Source organism: Halopelagius fulvigenes (assembly GCF_055398025.1).
This window is the reverse complement of record NZ_AP043846.1, coordinates 2683570-2697861: the sequence shown is the minus strand read 5'-3', so window position 1 is coordinate 2697861 and position 14292 is coordinate 2683570. Positions and strand designations below refer to the sequence as shown.

The window sequence follows — 14292 nt, the reverse complement described above, 5'->3', positions numbered from 1 at the left end:
CTCAATCATTTACCCACAATGTCAACAGCCGTTCGACTCGCCGGGATAACGAAGCGGTTCCCGGGGGTCATCGCGAACGACGACGTAGACATGTCCGTCGAGGGTGGGACGGTGCATGCGCTTCTCGGTGAGAACGGGGCCGGGAAGACGACATTGATGAACGTCCTCTACGGGCTGTACGAACCGACCGAGGGAACCGTCTACATCGACGGGACGCCGCGCTCGTTCGACTCGCCGCGAGACGCCATCGACGCCGGCATCGGGATGATCCACCAGCACTTCATGCTGGTCGACCCGATGACCGTCACCGAGAACATCACGCTCGGCAACGAACCGCGGAAGTGGGGCGGGTTGGCCATCGACCGCGAGACGGCCCGGGAGGAAGTCGCCGAACTGTCGGAACGGTACGGGTTCGACGTGGACCCCGACGCCCGAATCGAAGACATCTCCGTCGGCGCGCAACAACGCGTCGAGATTCTGAAGGCCATCTACCGCGGCGCGGACGTTCTCATCCTCGACGAACCGACCGCCGTCCTGACCCCGCAGGAGGTGGAGGAACTGTTCGCCGTCCTCGAAGAACTCACCGCGCAGGGGAAGACGATTATCTTCATCTCGCACAAGCTCGGCGAGGTGCTGGAGGCGGCCGACGAGGTGACCGTCCTCCGCGACGGGAAGAACGTCGGCACCGTCGCCACCGACGAGACGACGCGGGAGGAACTCGCGGAACTGATGGTCGGGCGGGAAGTGCTGATGGAGGTGGACAAACCGGCGATGGACGCCGGCGACTCCGTCCTCTCGGTCCGCGACCTGTCGGTCGAGGACGAACGCGACGTGGAAGTCGTCGGGGACGTGTCGTTCGAGGTTCGCTCCGGCGAGGTGTTCGGAATCGCGGGCGTGGACGGCAACGGGCAGGCCGAACTCGTCGAGGCCATCACCGGCCTGCGGACGCAGGAGTCCGGCACCGTCTCCTTCGAGGGCGAACGCATCGACGGGTGGTCGCGCCGAAAGCGCATCCGGGAGGGGATGGCCTACATCCCGGAGGACCGCCAAGAGCGCGGACTGGTGATGGAGTTCGACCTCGTGGAGAACGGCATCCTCGGGAGCCAGCACGCCGAACCGTTCGCCTCCGAGGGTCGAATCGACTGGGACACGTCCCGGTCGCACGCCGAGGACATCATCCGGAAGTACGACGTTCGCCCGCCGAACGCCGACGCCGACGCCGTCTCCTTCTCCGGCGGGAACCAACAGAAGTTCATCGTCGGCCGCGAGTTCGAACGCGACCCGTCGCTCGTCGTCGCGACGCATCCGACGCGCGGCGTGGACATCGGTTCGACCGAGTTCATCCACGAACGACTGCTCGACCTCCGGCGGGAGGGGAAGGGAGTGCTCCTGATATCCTCGAAGTTAGAGGAGGTACAGGGCCTCTCGGACCGCCTCGCGGTCATGTACGAGGGCGAGATAATGGACGTGGTGGACCCGGCGGCGGTGACCGAGGAGGAGCTCGGCCTCCTCATGGCGGGGGAGTACCCCGACTCCTACGAGTCGTCGCGTCGAACGGACGCCGCGGAACCCGCGGGTGAGCGTCGATGAGCGTCAAAGACGGCGTCGAACGACTCGTCGGCGCGTCGGCGTTCGAGCGGTTTCTCATCAGCGGTGCGGCGTTGCTGCTCTCCGTCGCCGTCGGGTTCGTCCTCATCCTCGCGGCGGGGCGGATGACGACGTGCGGGGCCGCCGCCGCGACGTACTTCGGCGTCGGGTTCTGTTACGACCCGTTCCTCATCTACGACCGCCTGTTCCTCGGCGCGTTCGGCAACTTCTCGGCGAACCCGCTCAACGGGCAGTTCGCCACGACGCTCTCGGAGACGACGATACTGATGTTCACCGGCGTCGCCGTCGCCGTCGCCTTCCGCGCCGGCATCTTCAACATCGGGACGCAGGGGCAGCTCGTCGTCGGCGGTCTGGTGACCGCGGTGGCGATTCCCGCCGTCGCGGCGACGATACCGGCCGGCGTCGGCGCGTTCGTCCTCCTGCCGTTCGGCCTCCTCCTCGGGGCCGTCGCCGGCGGCATCTACGGCGCGATACCGGGCGCGCTGAAGGCGTACGCCGACGCGAACGAGGTCATCACGACCATCATGCTCAACTTCGTCGCCACCTCGATCGCGCTGTACCTCGTGCAGAGTCACTTCAAGGACCCCGAGAGCTTCGCGACTCAGACGGTGCCGGTCCCGGACCAAGCGCTGTTCCCGACGCTGGTGTTCAACCCCCGCAACGACTTCTCGCTCGTCGCGTTCGGCCTCGCCGTCGCCCTCCTCGTGGCCGTCTACCTGATCCTCGAACGCACGTCGTTCGGGTACGACCTCCGGACGAGCGGTCTGCAGTCGGAGGCCGCCGAGTACGGCGGCGTCGACGCCGCCCGAACCGTCGTCGCGAGCATGACGTTCTCCGGAGCGCTCGCCGGCATCGGCGGCTCGATATACGTCCTGATGGTGCTGGGTAACTTCCAGACGGGCGTCCCCGCGTACGGGTTCGACGGCATCACCGTCTCCATCCTCGCGGGGAACAACCCCCTGGGCGTCGGCTTGGCGGCGCTGCTGTTCGGCGTCCTCAAGAGCGGGTCCATCGTCGTGGACGTAGCCACGGACGTGCCGCCGCAACTCGTCGGCGTCCTCCGGGGCCTCATCATCCTCTTCGTCGCCATGCCCGAGTTCTTCCGCCTCATCGGCAGACGCGTCTGGACGTTCGAAGACGAGGCGACCGGTCGTCCGGTCACCGACGGCGGCGTGGGAGGTGAGGCCGATGAGTGAGGCCAACCTCCGTTCCGGCCTGACGAGGGGCATCGACTCGCGGCGACTCGTCGCCGGCGTCGCGCTCTTCGCCCTCGCGGCCGTCGCCGTCCTCGGCGTCCTGTTCCCGTCGTCGGGCGCCGGGCAGTTGCTCTCCATCATGACCGCGAAGAGCACGATGTCCGCGACGCTCCGGCTGTCGGTTCCCATCGCGTTCGCCGCCCTCGGCGGTATCTTCGCCGAGAAGAGCGGCGTCATCAACATCGGACTCGAAGGGCTGCTCATCATCTCCGCGTTCGGCGGCGTCTACTTCGCCGACGTGACCGGGAGCACGTGGCTCGGCGTCGCCGCGGGCGTCGTCGCCAGCACCCTGCTGGCCGCGGTGTTCGCCGTCGTCTGCATCGAGTTTCGCGCCGACCAGATCATCGCCGGCCTCGCCATCTGGCTCATCGCGCTCGGGTTGGCCCCCTTCGCGTCGCAGGTGGTGTACGGCGGGCCGAACACCACGAGCGTTCCGACGGTGGGGACGGTTACGGTTCCGTTCCTCTCGAACCCGAAGTTCGGCGCGTTCGCCGCGCTCTTCGACGCGACGCCGTTCGTCTACCTGATGTTCGTCGCCGTCGTCGCCTCGTGGTGGACGCTCAACCGGACCGCGTTCGGTCGGTGGGTCCGCGCCAGCGGCGAGAACCCGAAGGCGCTGGACACCGCGGGCGTGGACGTGCAACGCGTCCGCTACGCCGCGGCCATCCTCTCGGGCGTCCTCGCCGGCATCGGCGGGGCGGCGCTGTCGCTCAGCATCGGACAGTTCACGGGTAACGGCCCGACGATGGTCAACGGCAAGGGGTTCATCGCCATCGTCGCCTACCTGTTCGGCAACTACAACCCCATCGGCGCGATGCTCTCGACGATGCTGTTCGCCGGACTGGACGCGCTTCAACTGACGCTGCAGGCGCGCGACGTGTTCGCGATCCCGCAACCCCTCGTGCGGACCATCCCGTACGTGACGGTCATCATCGTCCTCGCACTCGTCGGTCGGACCCGCATCCCCGAGGCCGCGGGCGACCACTACGAGTCGGGCGAAGACTGAGGCACCGCGCCGATTTTCGCCCTCTGCGTCGTCCGCTTCCGCCGTTCTCTTTTCGCCGTTCTCCGTTCACCGCTCTCCGTTCGCCGCCCGTCGCCATCCGGTCGGATATACTATTTTTCTGACCTTCTAACACGTCTGGGGGATTTATTATCAGGAACGGTGATGCGCCGCATATGCGCCCGCGAGACGCTGTCCGAAGTGCCGCCCGGTACCACCTCCGTGCGTTCGTCCCGACGGCCGTCGGCGTGGGTCTCGCCGGTGTCGGCCTCTGGTTCGGACTCCGAGGAGGCGGAACCCTCTCCCCGACCGCCCTGGCCGCCTCGGGCCGCGTCGTTCCGACCGCCCTCCTCGTCGGCGTCGGCCTCCTCGTCGCCGCGTTCGGCCGAACCGCCGCCCGCCTCGCCGCCACCGCCGACCTCGTCGCCGTCGAAGTCGAGGACGCGCGGGGCGGGGACGACGGAATCGACCCCGACGACCTGCGCGAGACGGTGTCGCTGGCGGTGCAACACGCCGTCGCCGACACGATGGACGTTGCGTCGGACCAGATAGAGGAGAACGTCGAAGACGCCGTCTCCCGCGCCCTCGCCGAACGCGGCGGGTCCGGGGCGGCCGACTCCGTCCGGAAAGTCGTCGACCCGACGGGCGAACGGGAGGTCCGCGAACTCGACGAACGACCCCCGTCCGCCGACCGCCCGTCCGCCGGGAGCGTGAACGGGGACGTCACCGCCGACGGGCCCCCCGCCGACCCTCTCGCCGAACGGCCGCGCGGCGACGAGGAGACGCACGACCCTCTCTCGGAGGCGTCCCGGCGGGCCAGCGAACGGATGCAGTCCCTCCTCGACGACGACAACAGCGAGTTCCCGGCGGAGGCGTCGCCCGACGCGCCCGCCGACGGCGCGGAGATACTCACCGACGACGGCGACGACGGCGGCGAGGAGTCTCGGCTCCCGGACGGTTCGACGGCGACGGCGGACGACGCGGAGATTATCGACGGGGACCGACGCGACGGCGAAGCGACCGGGGAGGAGGCGGCGGACGCCGACGCCGGGATGGTGTTCGGCACGGAACTGAAGGACGCGGAGTGACCGCGCTACTCGGTCTCGCCGGCCCGGCGGCGTGCGTTCGCGCCCGTCCCGTCGAACTGTCGCCTCGTAGGCGACCGAACCGGGCATAAAGAGTATTTCTTACACTGGGTTTTACCAATACTCATCATGTCTGACCTGTTATGGGGTCGCTCACCGACTACGCTGGGTACGGACGGAAGTTCCGGAAGGAACTCGACAAACTCGACCACCACACCGACGCCGATCGGCCGCACGTCAAGCGCTGGCTGAACAGCCTCGACGGCAACGTCACCGAGGGTACGATGGGCGAGTATCTCCGCCAGTTGCGCATCGCCTCGAAGAGACTCGACTGCCCGCTCGTCGAACTGACCGAGGACCGCATGGACGCCTACAAGTTCGAGATGCGCCACGAACGGCAGGGCGGTGACGGCCTCTCGGACTTCACCGTCAAACAGCGCCAGTTCGTCATCCGGCGCTTCCTCCAGTTCGTCAACAGCGACCTCGACGGCCTCGACTGGGCCGACGACTACGAACTCGTCAAACCCGACAGTAAGACCATCAGCGCCGACGACATGCTCACGCAGGAGGACATCCGCAAACTCACCGAGGGAGCGCAGAACCTCCGCGATATCGCCGTCATCGAGTTCCTCGCGGACACAGGCGCGCGCCTCTCGCTCATGGGGTCGCTCCGCGTCGGCGACGTCGACCTGGATACCGAGCAGGCTACCTACACCCCGAACGACGAAGCGAGAGGCCTGAAGGGTGCGCCGATCACCGAGTACCCGCTCATCGACTCGAAGGCGAGCCTGCGGACGTATCTCCGGAACACGCACCCCCGACCGGATGTCGACGAAGCGGCCTTCTTCCACAAGTTGAGCGAAACCAGACGGACGTGGCGTGAGGACGACGGCGCCGTCTCGCCGAACACGATCCGCCGGCAACTCCGTCGAGCGGCCGAACACGGCGGCGTCGACAAGCCCGTCAACCCCCACAACTTCCGACACTCTGCGGTGACGCGGATGGCTCGCGAAGGCTATACGAGAAGCCAGATCGAGCACCGCGTCCACTGGACCATCGACACGGACATGTGGGAGACGTACGAGCACATCGCGAGCGAACAGCACAACTCGGACATCTTCGCGCAGGCGGGCGTCATCGATCCCGAGGACCGCGACGGCCCGAGTCGGGAGCGACACCCCTGCGGAAACTGCCACGAGACGCTCGCCCCGCACCACGAGTTCTGCCCGCGGTGCGGCGAGCCCGCGACGCCCGAGCGACGCGAAGAGGTGGACGCCAAACGCGACGTCGTCGTCGACGAACTCGTGAAGGCGACCGACGCGGAGACGCGCCAGCAGCTGCGGACGCTGCTCGACGCCATCGACGAGAACCCGCAGCACGCCGTCGACGGGTCGTGAATCGTCTGCCGCGATACGAAGAGCGGGGGTCGTAGTCGCGGACATCGCAGTCTCCAACTTACGACACCTCCGAGAGTACGACGTCGTCACCGAGGCGGTGCCACGAGTTTCCGTGGGTGTCGCTACAGTAGATGATTCGAGCGACAGCGTCGGCGTTTTCGACGCACTCGGTGTGGTACGGCTCTCCGTCTTTAAGCGGGGCTACTTTCGTGTCCCAGTCGAGTTCCTCGTCACAACCGGGACAGGTGAAGTAGCCGCGTTCCTTGAACCGCTGAATCTCGCTGGTCTCTGTCTCACTCATCGTCGGTCCTCCCGTCGAGGACGGACTGGGCGAGTTCACCGATTTCCTCGCCTTCGTACTTCTTGACGAGTGCACGCAGCGCTTCGTCAGTCGAGTCCGTGTACTCGCCCGCGTTGGGAGCGTCACTCGAACTCATCGTTTCCTCCGAGGATCGACCTTCTCGGTCGATCGGTTCGGGCAGTCCTCGCGCGTCCCGTCCGTGTGCGGGCTCTTGTTCCACGCGCGGGCGTGCCCGTACTCGACGCCGTCACCGTCGACCGTGATCCAGTAGTTGCAGTCTACACAGACCGCATCGTGGTTCGGGTGCTCGACGGGGATGAGGTGTGATGGGAACTTCTGATCCGTCTCTGCTGGCGTCCAGTCGCTCCGGGCGCTGTTGTCGCGCGAGGGGTTCGCGGGTAGCGTCGTCATGCTGACCCTCCCACGTCGTCGGGATCGGCGTCGGCGAGCTTTCGCGCGAGGCCGTACCGAACCGGGCCCTCTTGGATGGGGCGAATCTTTGGTTCGCGGAAGGTGGCCTGACAGCGGTCACAGTAGTACGCCTCGGCCTCACTGGGCGGGTCCGACGAGATCCCACCCGGCCGGCGGCGAACCTGCGTCTCGTTACACTCGGGACAGGCACGCACCTCGCCCTTGCCAGTGACCGGTCGGCTCATAGGACCACCCCGATGGCGTACCCGACGAGCACGCCGACCTCGAAGATGATCGCGGCGATCCAGATGGCGAGGAACCAGAACGGGCACGTCCGAATCCGGCGGTGGAGTCTCGCCACCTGCCGGTGGAACCGCGTCATCAGGGCCATAGGTCTCCCCCTCCCTGCTTTTCGCGGACTTCTGCGACGTTTTCGAGGTACGTCGCGCCCTTGCGGATCTCGTTGGGATCGACGTTTGTGTGCCGGTCGACGAGTTGTTTGAGTTCCTCACGCCATTCTTCAGCGCTCATTCGGCACTCACCTCAAATTCCTCGTCGCTGCCGGTCTCGGTGAGGAACGTCTGGTCGGAGTCGGGGAGCGACGCGTACTCCAGCAGTTCCTCACGAAGCCACTTCGCGAACGTCGGCGTCGCCATCGTCGTGAACACGGCGACGTAGCCCGAGGCCGCGGCCGTCCCGCGGACGCTCGTCCCGTTCCACGAGTAGCGGAAGCCGAGTTGCGACGTCTCACGCCCGTCGGTCTGGCTGAGGTGGGCGTCGGCGTGGTAGTCGATACTGATGCGCGGGTTATCGGGGTCGGTCTTGTCGCTCGCCCCGACGTGCCACGCCTCGGCGGTGTCGTCGTCGCGCAGGTCGCTCGCCCACGCATCCAAGTCGAGGACGGCGCGGTCGATCCAGACGCCCGCACGCGCACCGAGGTAGTCGAACAGCCACTCGCCGTCTGAGGAGTCGACGCCGACGAAGCCCGCATCGAGGTCGGCATAGAAGTCGCACGCCACCTCGCGGAGCCCGTCGACCTTCTCGGTCGAGATGCCGGTCTCGTCGTCAACCCAGACGTCGGTCGTCTGCGTATCGATGGTGTTCGCGCAGGTGCCGTGGTACACTTCCGCGCCGTCGAGGTAGGCCGTCGACTCGGCATCGATGGCGGGAAAGCCGCTGTCGAGCCGGGAGTCGATGGTGGTCGTCTCCGCCGGGCCGTCGGTGAGACCGAGAATGCACGCGTGCATCAGTCGGCCACCTCCCGAAGGGCGGCGATGCGCTCTTCGAGCACGTCGTCCTCGACGAGCGTCTCGTTCGACTGCAGCAGCCCCAACTTCCCGAGGAGGTCCTTCGTCGTCATGAGCGAGTTCATGCCGATACGTCGGTGGACATCGAGCGCCGTCTCCTGGGCCTCGACCTCATTGAGCACTTCCGCGAGCGTACGCGGCGTCGTCGCGTCAGCGACAATTTGGCTCGGGTGTCCGTCGCACCACTCGGGAATGTCTGCGTCGTTCGACGCCTCCGGGCTCTGATCAAGCGGGGCGTCGGGCTCGTGATCGAGCGGAATGGGCTCGTCGTCGGGGTGCATCTGCCCGTGGTGAATGTTGAGGCTCTGGTAGGGGCCCTTGCCGCAGATGCCGCACCAGACTTTGGACTCGCTGTCGTCGGCGTCGTCGGCGTCGTACCGGTCGGCGTCGTCTTCGGCACTGGCCTCCGAGTCGTCCTCCTCACGCTCGTCGGTCTGGATATCGGGGGACTCGACTGCGTCGGCACCGTCGTCGATGACCGTGGCGAACGCTCCGAGGTCGAGACCATCCACGCGGTCACGCAGTTCGGCGATGCCCTCGACGACGAGGGGGAACATCTCTCGCGAGAGCGACGTCGTCCCTACGGGCGCGATGCGCGCAAGCCGGACGCCCTCGCCCCCGGACGTGCCTGACGCCGTCAGGACGACCGCGTGATCGTCGTCGCCGTCGATGCGGACGACGAGCTGGTCGACCGCGCCATCGCTGAACGTCTCTTCGACCTTCGCGAGCGTGGGCGTCACTCCGGCGGTCGGCGTCTCGATGCTCATCACCGCCACCCCCCGAGGTCGACGAGGTCGTCTTCGCTGGCGAGTCCCTTCTCCGTCTCGTCGGGGTCGATGGCCCCCGAATCGATCCACGAACGACCGGTCGCAGACTCGACGACGTGATAGTCCTCGCCGGCACGGCCGCCCGTCACGGGAACGCAGGCCAACGGAAGCGTGGCCGGCGACTCCCACGGGGAGCCGATGCCTTCGGCGGCGCGATGGCTGACGGCGGCCTCTTCATGTCCGGGCGACGCGCCCGGCGCAGTGGGCCACCCGCCAGAGTCTCGCTTATCGACCGTGGACATCACTCGCTCACCACCCACTCGTCGGTCTCCAACTCTCGTTTAGGCATGAACCCCATCGCGATGAACGAGAGGCAGAACATCGCCAGTCCTACGAGGGCGATGAGCATCGTATCGTATCCGAAAAACGTGCCGAAGAGGCCGACGGCGACACCGACGATACCGACGCCTGCGATTGCAGAAAGGCCATCGTGGTAACCGACTCGCGACATCAGGCGTCACCTCCGACGGTGACGCGGACGCCAGCGACTTGCCCGCAGTCGGGGCAGACGAAGCCGCCCGCCCGTCGCTTAGTCATCGTCGCGCCGTCGTTCCGGCAGGAGAGGGTAACCGCCATCACATCTCACTCCCGTGGGCGATGGCAGGCTCGATGTCGCCGGACCGGAGTCGAATCTCGGCGAGTTCGGCGGCGTCGCGGACGAGGTCCGCATCGACACCGGCGTCTTCGGCGAGCAGCGCGACGGCGGTGGGCATGTGGCCGTCGGCCCACTCGTCGGCAGCGACCATCAGGTCCGCGAGGAAGTGGAGCACGTCGGCGCTCATTCGCCGGCTCCCTCTAATACGGGGATGGAGACGCCGCGCTTCTTAGCCATCCAACGAAGCTTCGCGTCGATCGTCGAACGCCCCTTCTCAGTCAGTTCGTACTCGTTCGTCCGCTTGTCGAGTTCCGACTTGCTGATGAACCCGCCCTCGACGAGTTCGTCGAGGTTCGGATATAGCCGGCCGTGGTTTACGTCTTCGCCATAATAGTCTTCGAGGTCGGCTTTGACCCCGAGGCCGTGCTGGGGGCCGTCGGCGAGTATCGTTAGTATGTTCTGCTGAAAATCGCGCAGCTCAGTCGGCCGCAGCTTTTCTTGCGCTTCAGTTCCTCCCGTATCGTTGGGACAATCATTATTGCCCCGGTGGGTGTCTGCTGTCATGGGTACGGTCCCCGATACGATCCTCGATTGGATCCTCGGACATCTCGTCCGAGTTCGTTCACGGCACCGACACGGTGTCACGAATCCCCAGGGTAGGGGATCGGCCCATCCGGCGTGCGCCAACACGCCGGTTCTTCCGAACGATGATGGGACAGATTGACTATATCGCTCCCTCTACATATAGCTTACTGACAACTAGTCACCACCGTGGTGAGGTGGGGACTACACACAGTATTGTAGGCGTCACATCTAATACTCCCCATCCTGTACTGATGTGTAATCAGAACTACTATGAGCGTAGTCACAGATGGGTCAGACATGCGTAAGGGGGCTGAGTGGATGACCCGCCCCGCTGACGACAGCATCTTGGAGCTGCTGCGGGAGTACGGGAATCTCACGCCAACGGCTGTCGGAGTCCTCAGCGAGGGGGATCTGTCCCAAAGTCACGTCGGCAACCGCTTGCCCACGCTCGCGAAGTATGGGATGACCGGCCGCATCGCGCGTGGCCTCTATTATATCTCTGAGATCGGCTTGGCGTGGCTCGACGAGGAGGTCGACGCCTCGGAGTTGCCCGAACGGGACGAGCCGCTCGGTCCCGAGGACGCCCCCGCGTTCGTCTACGTCACCGACGAGTGAGAGGTGCCTCTGATCCTCGCCGGAGTGCCCCTTATCTCGCGGCGAACTGATCCTCTTCTTATGATCCCTCACGGAGCCGTCGGTGGATGCCCCATCGAGTACCGACGTCCCGTGCATCCACGTGAGACCACGATCTGACGCCGCGTAACTGGCTGCGACCGCGGAGGATATGGATGGCATAGAGCAGTCGGGATCGAAGTATTTCCGACCTCCCCGACACAGATTCATCTGCATGTCACCTACTTATACCTTTCCCGCATCGTCTCGTGTCAATACGACAATGAACGCTTACACCATTCGATGTATTATGATACGATATGATGTACTGTCCAGCAGTACGTCGTCTCATAGGACTGTCTATACCGTTGCCACTATGCCTACCTCGGGTGGATAGCCACACGAAATGGTTCGTAAGCCGGGGGCGTGGATGACGCCCGGAACCGATGAGCGCATTCTCGAGTACATGCGGGCGGAAGGGAACATGACGCCGCTGGCGCTGTCGCGCGATGGAGAGCAACCCCGGCTGGACAAGTCGCGCCAGCACATGAGCAACCGACTCGGAAAACTCGCCGAACGCGGGCTGGTCTACAAGCTCGACAAGGGGTTGTACGGGCTCACCGAGGCAGGCGAGGCGTACCTCGATGGCCGCCTCGACGCCCGCAGCCTTGAGCCCGTCGCCGACCTCACGGACCCAACGGGCCCGCTGCCCGGCGAGACTGAGAAGTGACATTGGTACGAGCCAACTAGTCAATCCCTGCGATAATGAATGTCTGCCGTACCCCTGGAGTGAAAGTGAAAGAAACGGCGAAAGTAGAACTCGTTCGGACAGTTCAAGCCCTGAATCACTAATCTACGGTTCTGGGGCCAATAACGTCTAATAACTGACGGACTGGAATTGCGATAGCGGTTCATATGTGATAGTCACAGACGTTAATGTGGTGACCTGTCATATGAACCTGGATCACTGAGCAGGTATTTACAGCCCGGTGAGTCGTCTGTGCGGTGTTAGCACGTCATAAGATCTTCTTGCACGCGTCCTAATCGTGCCGAGGGGCTAACACTTACGACGGTGCGCCCGAGTGGTTCGTTCCATGGACCGACGTACATTCTTAACACTCACCGGAACTGGACTACTAACTGGAATCGCCGGCTGTAGCGGTGACGCAAGTGAGACGACCACGACTGGCGGTGGTGGCGAGCAAACGACCGCCGCTGCGACGACGTCCTCGACGCCGAGCAAGACCGAAACGGAGACAGCGACCGAGACCGCGACTCCGACCGGCGAGGCCGCGGTCACTGCGACGAAGGAGGCGACGCTACAGGTCAAAGAGGGCGATTACACCACGAAGGCGTGGGCCGAGGCCGAACTCACGAACAAGGGCGACGCTCCGTCGGGCCAACTCCAGGTCGACGTCCGCTTCTACGATGCCGACGACAACATTCTCAGCACCGAAACCGGGTATCTCGCAACGCTCGGCCCGGGGGAGACGTGGCGGGCGTTCATCCCACTGTTTGGCGGCGACGCCAAAAACGCCGACCACGTCGAGGCCGAAGGCAAATTCTCGAAAGATCCGCCGGCCGTTCGCGATGGTGTTACTGTCGCTGAGAGCAGCCTCTCGGGTGGCGACACCGACAAGGTCGTTTCGACGGGTATCGTCGAGAACGGGAGCGACCGCGAAATTAGCTATCTCGAAGCCATCACCAAATTTTACGCCGGCGATGGCGTGGTCGTCAACACCGAGTTCTCGAATATCGACGGCCTCCCCGCGGGCGAGACGTGGAAATTCGAACACACCTACCTGCGGCAGTACGCGCCCGCGGTGACCGACCACACGGTCGTCCTCAACGAAAATATCTGAAAAGGAGTCCGGGGTTGGCTGAGGCGAGGTCAGTCTTTGCACCCGCCGTCGGTACGGACGTGCCGTCGCCCGCCATCGGTCGCACGCCCCTTCTCGATGCCGAGATTGTGCCGGGCCAAGGAGCAAACTTCCGAATGTTCAATCTGAGATAATGTCTCGTCACCAGCGAAGCACTCACAGCACCAGAAGTGGACGACCGTCCCTTGGATATAGCCGTGTGCCTTGTTCACCTCGCCAGCTTGGAGGATCACGAACTCGTGGTCCGCCTTGATCGCCTCACGGAACACGTCGGTACTGGGCTCGTGGGCCTCGTAGTCGAATTTCTCTGTGAGCGGGCAGTGATCTAAGTGGTCGATTTCGGCGATTTCCTCGTCCGACTGCTCGCACTGCCAGCACCTGTACCCGGCCCCGATACCGGCGGGCAGGTCGTATGCAGGCAGCGAGTCCATCGTCACCATCCGCTCGATGGGCAGGCCGTCGACCTGATCGAAGCGGACGCGGATGCTCATATCGGCACCGCCATGTCGGCGTCACATTCGAGCGTCGCCGGCGCCGTCACCGACTCTTGACCGCGCGTCATCCAGTCCTCGACGACCGGATCGTACACCTGCTCGACGCGCCGCCACGGGTACGGGTCGGCGTCGGCGACCTCCTCCCGCGGTTCGTAGACGACGCGCCGCCGTGGAGCGTCGCGGACGTCGTACTCGACGATGAGCTTCTTCCCGTTGCGGATGACCGTCGGCCCGTCGCGCTCACTCATCGTCCGTCACCCCAAGGTCGGCCTGCAGACCATTGGCCACCTGCTCGACCGACACCCACCACGGGAGTTCGACGTAGCGCTCGACGAGGAGCGCACGGATCAGGTGCTTGCAGCGCTTCCCTTCGTCACGCTTCCGATAGACGAAGTCGCCACAGTCGCACTGCAGCGCGTCGAGATTGACGACATGTTCACGTACCTCGTCGTCGACCTCGTTGATCACGACGACCTCGTGGTCGCCCCATGCGTTAGGGTGGTCGCGCTCGACGCGCAGCGGTTCGGTGAGCGCTCGACGCGTCGTCTCGCTGACGGGGAGCGGCTTGCGGTGGAGGTCGTGGTCGTCGTCGGTCATGGTCGGGGCGCTCTTACTCATCGGGAATTCCTCCCTGACGCTTCGGCGGCAGCTCCGGGTCGGGATTCCCCCAATCGGCGGGCACCTCGGCGACGGTCGTCGCGAGCCACGCCTCGTCGGACGCGCCCGGTCCGGTTTCGACGAGTCGCCAGCAGTCGTCGTCACCGTCCTGCGGACGGAGGAGATCGCACCACCGGTCGGGGCCGCCATGGCCGACCCACGCATCGTCGGAGCGCTTGGTCGCGCTCATTGGCCGTCGTCCTCCTGGTGGACGCACGAAACGCGGTATCGCTGGCAGTCCTCACAAAACGTCGCCTCAGGGTGATCAGAGGCG

The 14292-nt window shown here is 65.2% G+C and carries 25 protein-coding genes; 8 read left to right on the top strand and 17 right to left on the bottom strand.

Translation table 11 applies throughout. The annotated features are described in order from the left end of the window. Positions 1 to 18 precede the first annotated feature (18 nt). The 5 genes from ACZ522_RS18935 to ACZ522_RS18915 all read left to right on the top strand — a co-directional run bounded on the left by ACZ522_RS18935 (position 19) and on the right by ACZ522_RS18915 (position 6349). Entirely contained in the window at positions 19 to 1590 is a 1572-nt protein-coding gene (locus ACZ522_RS18935) for an ABC transporter ATP-binding protein (protein ID WP_379696007.1), read from the top strand. Next, complete coding sequence (locus ACZ522_RS18930; RefSeq protein ID WP_379696009.1) at positions 1587 to 2804, top strand: ABC transporter permease; 1218 nt, start codon at positions 1587 to 1589, stop codon at positions 2802 to 2804. The genes ACZ522_RS18935 and ACZ522_RS18930 overlap by 4 nt, the downstream gene beginning before the upstream one ends. Further along, the gene (locus ACZ522_RS18925) at positions 2797 to 3870 is read left to right on the top strand and encodes an ABC transporter permease (RefSeq protein WP_379696011.1); all 1074 of its coding nucleotides are present in this window, start codon (positions 2797 to 2799) and stop codon (positions 3868 to 3870) included. Before ACZ522_RS18930 ends, ACZ522_RS18925 begins: the two co-directional genes overlap by 8 nt. 173 nt (positions 3871 to 4043) lie before the next feature. Next, positions 4044 to 4955, top strand: a complete 912-nt coding sequence (locus ACZ522_RS18920; protein WP_379696013.1) for a hypothetical protein — start codon at positions 4044 to 4046, stop codon at positions 4953 to 4955. A gap of 140 nt (positions 4956 to 5095) precedes the next feature. Beyond that, entirely contained in the window at positions 5096 to 6349 is a 1254-nt protein-coding gene (locus ACZ522_RS18915) for a tyrosine-type recombinase/integrase (protein WP_379696015.1), read from the top strand. Positions 6350 to 6407: 58 nt separating this feature from the next. Here the strand turns inward: ACZ522_RS18915 and ACZ522_RS18910 are convergent, their stop codons facing one another. Genes ACZ522_RS18910 through ACZ522_RS18850 form a run of 13 tightly spaced genes read right to left on the bottom strand, consistent with a single transcriptional unit; the run spans position 6408 to position 10354 of the window. Continuing rightward, a complete protein-coding gene (locus ACZ522_RS18910) occupies positions 6408 to 6650 on the bottom strand; it encodes a hypothetical protein (protein ID WP_379696017.1) in 243 nt (80 codons plus the stop codon). Further along, positions 6643 to 6786, bottom strand: coding sequence for a hypothetical protein (locus tag ACZ522_RS18905; protein ID WP_379696019.1), 144 nt, complete (start codon positions 6784 to 6786; stop codon positions 6643 to 6645). The genes ACZ522_RS18910 and ACZ522_RS18905 overlap by 8 nt, the downstream gene beginning before the upstream one ends. Further along, positions 6783 to 7061: a hypothetical protein gene (locus tag ACZ522_RS18900; RefSeq protein ID WP_379696021.1), complete on the bottom strand. Its 279-nt coding sequence runs from the start codon at positions 7059 to 7061 to the stop codon at positions 6783 to 6785. The genes ACZ522_RS18905 and ACZ522_RS18900 overlap by 4 nt, the downstream gene beginning before the upstream one ends. Beyond that, positions 7058 to 7306 (bottom strand): hypothetical protein, encoded by a 249-nt coding sequence (locus ACZ522_RS18895; RefSeq protein ID WP_379696023.1) that lies wholly within the window; start codon positions 7304 to 7306, stop codon positions 7058 to 7060. The genes ACZ522_RS18900 and ACZ522_RS18895 overlap by 4 nt, the downstream gene beginning before the upstream one ends. After that, positions 7303 to 7452 carry a hypothetical protein gene (locus tag ACZ522_RS18890; RefSeq protein ID WP_379696025.1) on the bottom strand — a complete coding sequence of 50 codons (150 nt, stop codon included), beginning with the start codon at positions 7450 to 7452 and terminating at the stop codon, positions 7303 to 7305. Before ACZ522_RS18890 ends, ACZ522_RS18895 begins: the two co-directional genes overlap by 4 nt. Continuing rightward, positions 7443 to 7592: a hypothetical protein gene (locus ACZ522_RS18885; RefSeq protein WP_379696027.1), complete on the bottom strand. Its 150-nt coding sequence runs from the start codon at positions 7590 to 7592 to the stop codon at positions 7443 to 7445. Before ACZ522_RS18885 ends, ACZ522_RS18890 begins: the two co-directional genes overlap by 10 nt. Next, on the bottom strand, positions 7589 to 8308 hold the full coding sequence (locus ACZ522_RS18880) for a hypothetical protein (protein ID WP_379696029.1): 720 nt from the start codon (positions 8306 to 8308) through the stop codon (positions 7589 to 7591). The genes ACZ522_RS18885 and ACZ522_RS18880 overlap by 4 nt, the downstream gene beginning before the upstream one ends. Next, positions 8308 to 9135 (bottom strand): hypothetical protein, encoded by an 828-nt coding sequence (locus ACZ522_RS18875; RefSeq protein ID WP_379696031.1) that lies wholly within the window; start codon positions 9133 to 9135, stop codon positions 8308 to 8310. Before ACZ522_RS18875 ends, ACZ522_RS18880 begins: the two co-directional genes overlap by 1 nt. Then, positions 9135 to 9437, bottom strand: a complete 303-nt coding sequence (locus ACZ522_RS18870) for a hypothetical protein (protein WP_379696033.1) — start codon at positions 9435 to 9437, stop codon at positions 9135 to 9137. Before ACZ522_RS18870 ends, ACZ522_RS18875 begins: the two co-directional genes overlap by 1 nt. Beyond that, complete coding sequence (locus ACZ522_RS18865) at positions 9437 to 9646, bottom strand: hypothetical protein (protein ID WP_379696035.1); 210 nt, start codon at positions 9644 to 9646, stop codon at positions 9437 to 9439. Before ACZ522_RS18865 ends, ACZ522_RS18870 begins: the two co-directional genes overlap by 1 nt. Then, complete coding sequence (locus tag ACZ522_RS18860) at positions 9646 to 9771, bottom strand: hypothetical protein (protein WP_379696037.1); 126 nt, start codon at positions 9769 to 9771, stop codon at positions 9646 to 9648. Before ACZ522_RS18860 ends, ACZ522_RS18865 begins: the two co-directional genes overlap by 1 nt. Continuing rightward, on the bottom strand, positions 9771 to 9977 hold the full coding sequence (locus ACZ522_RS18855; RefSeq protein WP_379696039.1) for a hypothetical protein: 207 nt from the start codon (positions 9975 to 9977) through the stop codon (positions 9771 to 9773). The genes ACZ522_RS18860 and ACZ522_RS18855 overlap by 1 nt, the downstream gene beginning before the upstream one ends. Then, complete coding sequence (locus ACZ522_RS18850; RefSeq protein ID WP_379696041.1) at positions 9974 to 10354, bottom strand: PadR family transcriptional regulator; 381 nt, start codon at positions 10352 to 10354, stop codon at positions 9974 to 9976. The genes ACZ522_RS18855 and ACZ522_RS18850 overlap by 4 nt, the downstream gene beginning before the upstream one ends. 318 nt (positions 10355 to 10672) lie before the next feature. Between ACZ522_RS18850 and ACZ522_RS18845 the strand changes: the two genes are divergently transcribed. The 3 genes from ACZ522_RS18845 (at position 10673) to ACZ522_RS18835 (ending at position 12849) form a co-directional block, all read left to right on the top strand. Further along, entirely contained in the window at positions 10673 to 10990 is a 318-nt protein-coding gene (locus ACZ522_RS18845) for a PhiH1 repressor (RefSeq protein ID WP_379696043.1), read from the top strand. A gap of 427 nt (positions 10991 to 11417) precedes the next feature. Next, positions 11418 to 11717, top strand: a complete 300-nt coding sequence (locus ACZ522_RS18840; protein ID WP_379696045.1) for a hypothetical protein — start codon at positions 11418 to 11420, stop codon at positions 11715 to 11717. A 364-nt stretch (positions 11718 to 12081) separates the two neighbouring features. After that, positions 12082 to 12849 carry an FxLYD domain-containing protein gene (locus ACZ522_RS18835; RefSeq protein ID WP_379696047.1) on the top strand — a complete coding sequence of 256 codons (768 nt, stop codon included), beginning with the start codon at positions 12082 to 12084 and terminating at the stop codon, positions 12847 to 12849. Between the two features lie 29 nt (positions 12850 to 12878). Here the strand turns inward: ACZ522_RS18835 and ACZ522_RS18830 are convergent, their stop codons facing one another. Genes ACZ522_RS18830 through ACZ522_RS18815 form a run of 4 tightly spaced genes read right to left on the bottom strand, consistent with a single transcriptional unit; the run spans position 12879 to position 14208 of the window. Continuing rightward, positions 12879 to 13358 (bottom strand): hypothetical protein, encoded by a 480-nt coding sequence (locus ACZ522_RS18830; protein WP_379696049.1) that lies wholly within the window; start codon positions 13356 to 13358, stop codon positions 12879 to 12881. Then, positions 13355 to 13609, bottom strand: coding sequence for a hypothetical protein (locus ACZ522_RS18825; RefSeq protein ID WP_379696051.1), 255 nt, complete (start codon positions 13607 to 13609; stop codon positions 13355 to 13357). The genes ACZ522_RS18830 and ACZ522_RS18825 overlap by 4 nt, the downstream gene beginning before the upstream one ends. Further along, entirely contained in the window at positions 13602 to 13958 is a 357-nt protein-coding gene (locus tag ACZ522_RS18820) for an SWIM zinc finger family protein (RefSeq protein ID WP_379696053.1), read from the bottom strand. The genes ACZ522_RS18825 and ACZ522_RS18820 overlap by 8 nt, the downstream gene beginning before the upstream one ends. Before the next feature lie 13 nt (positions 13959 to 13971). Beyond that, the gene (locus ACZ522_RS18815) at positions 13972 to 14208 is read right to left on the bottom strand and encodes a hypothetical protein (protein ID WP_379696055.1); all 237 of its coding nucleotides are present in this window, start codon (positions 14206 to 14208) and stop codon (positions 13972 to 13974) included. Positions 14209 to 14292: the final 84 nt, after the last annotated feature.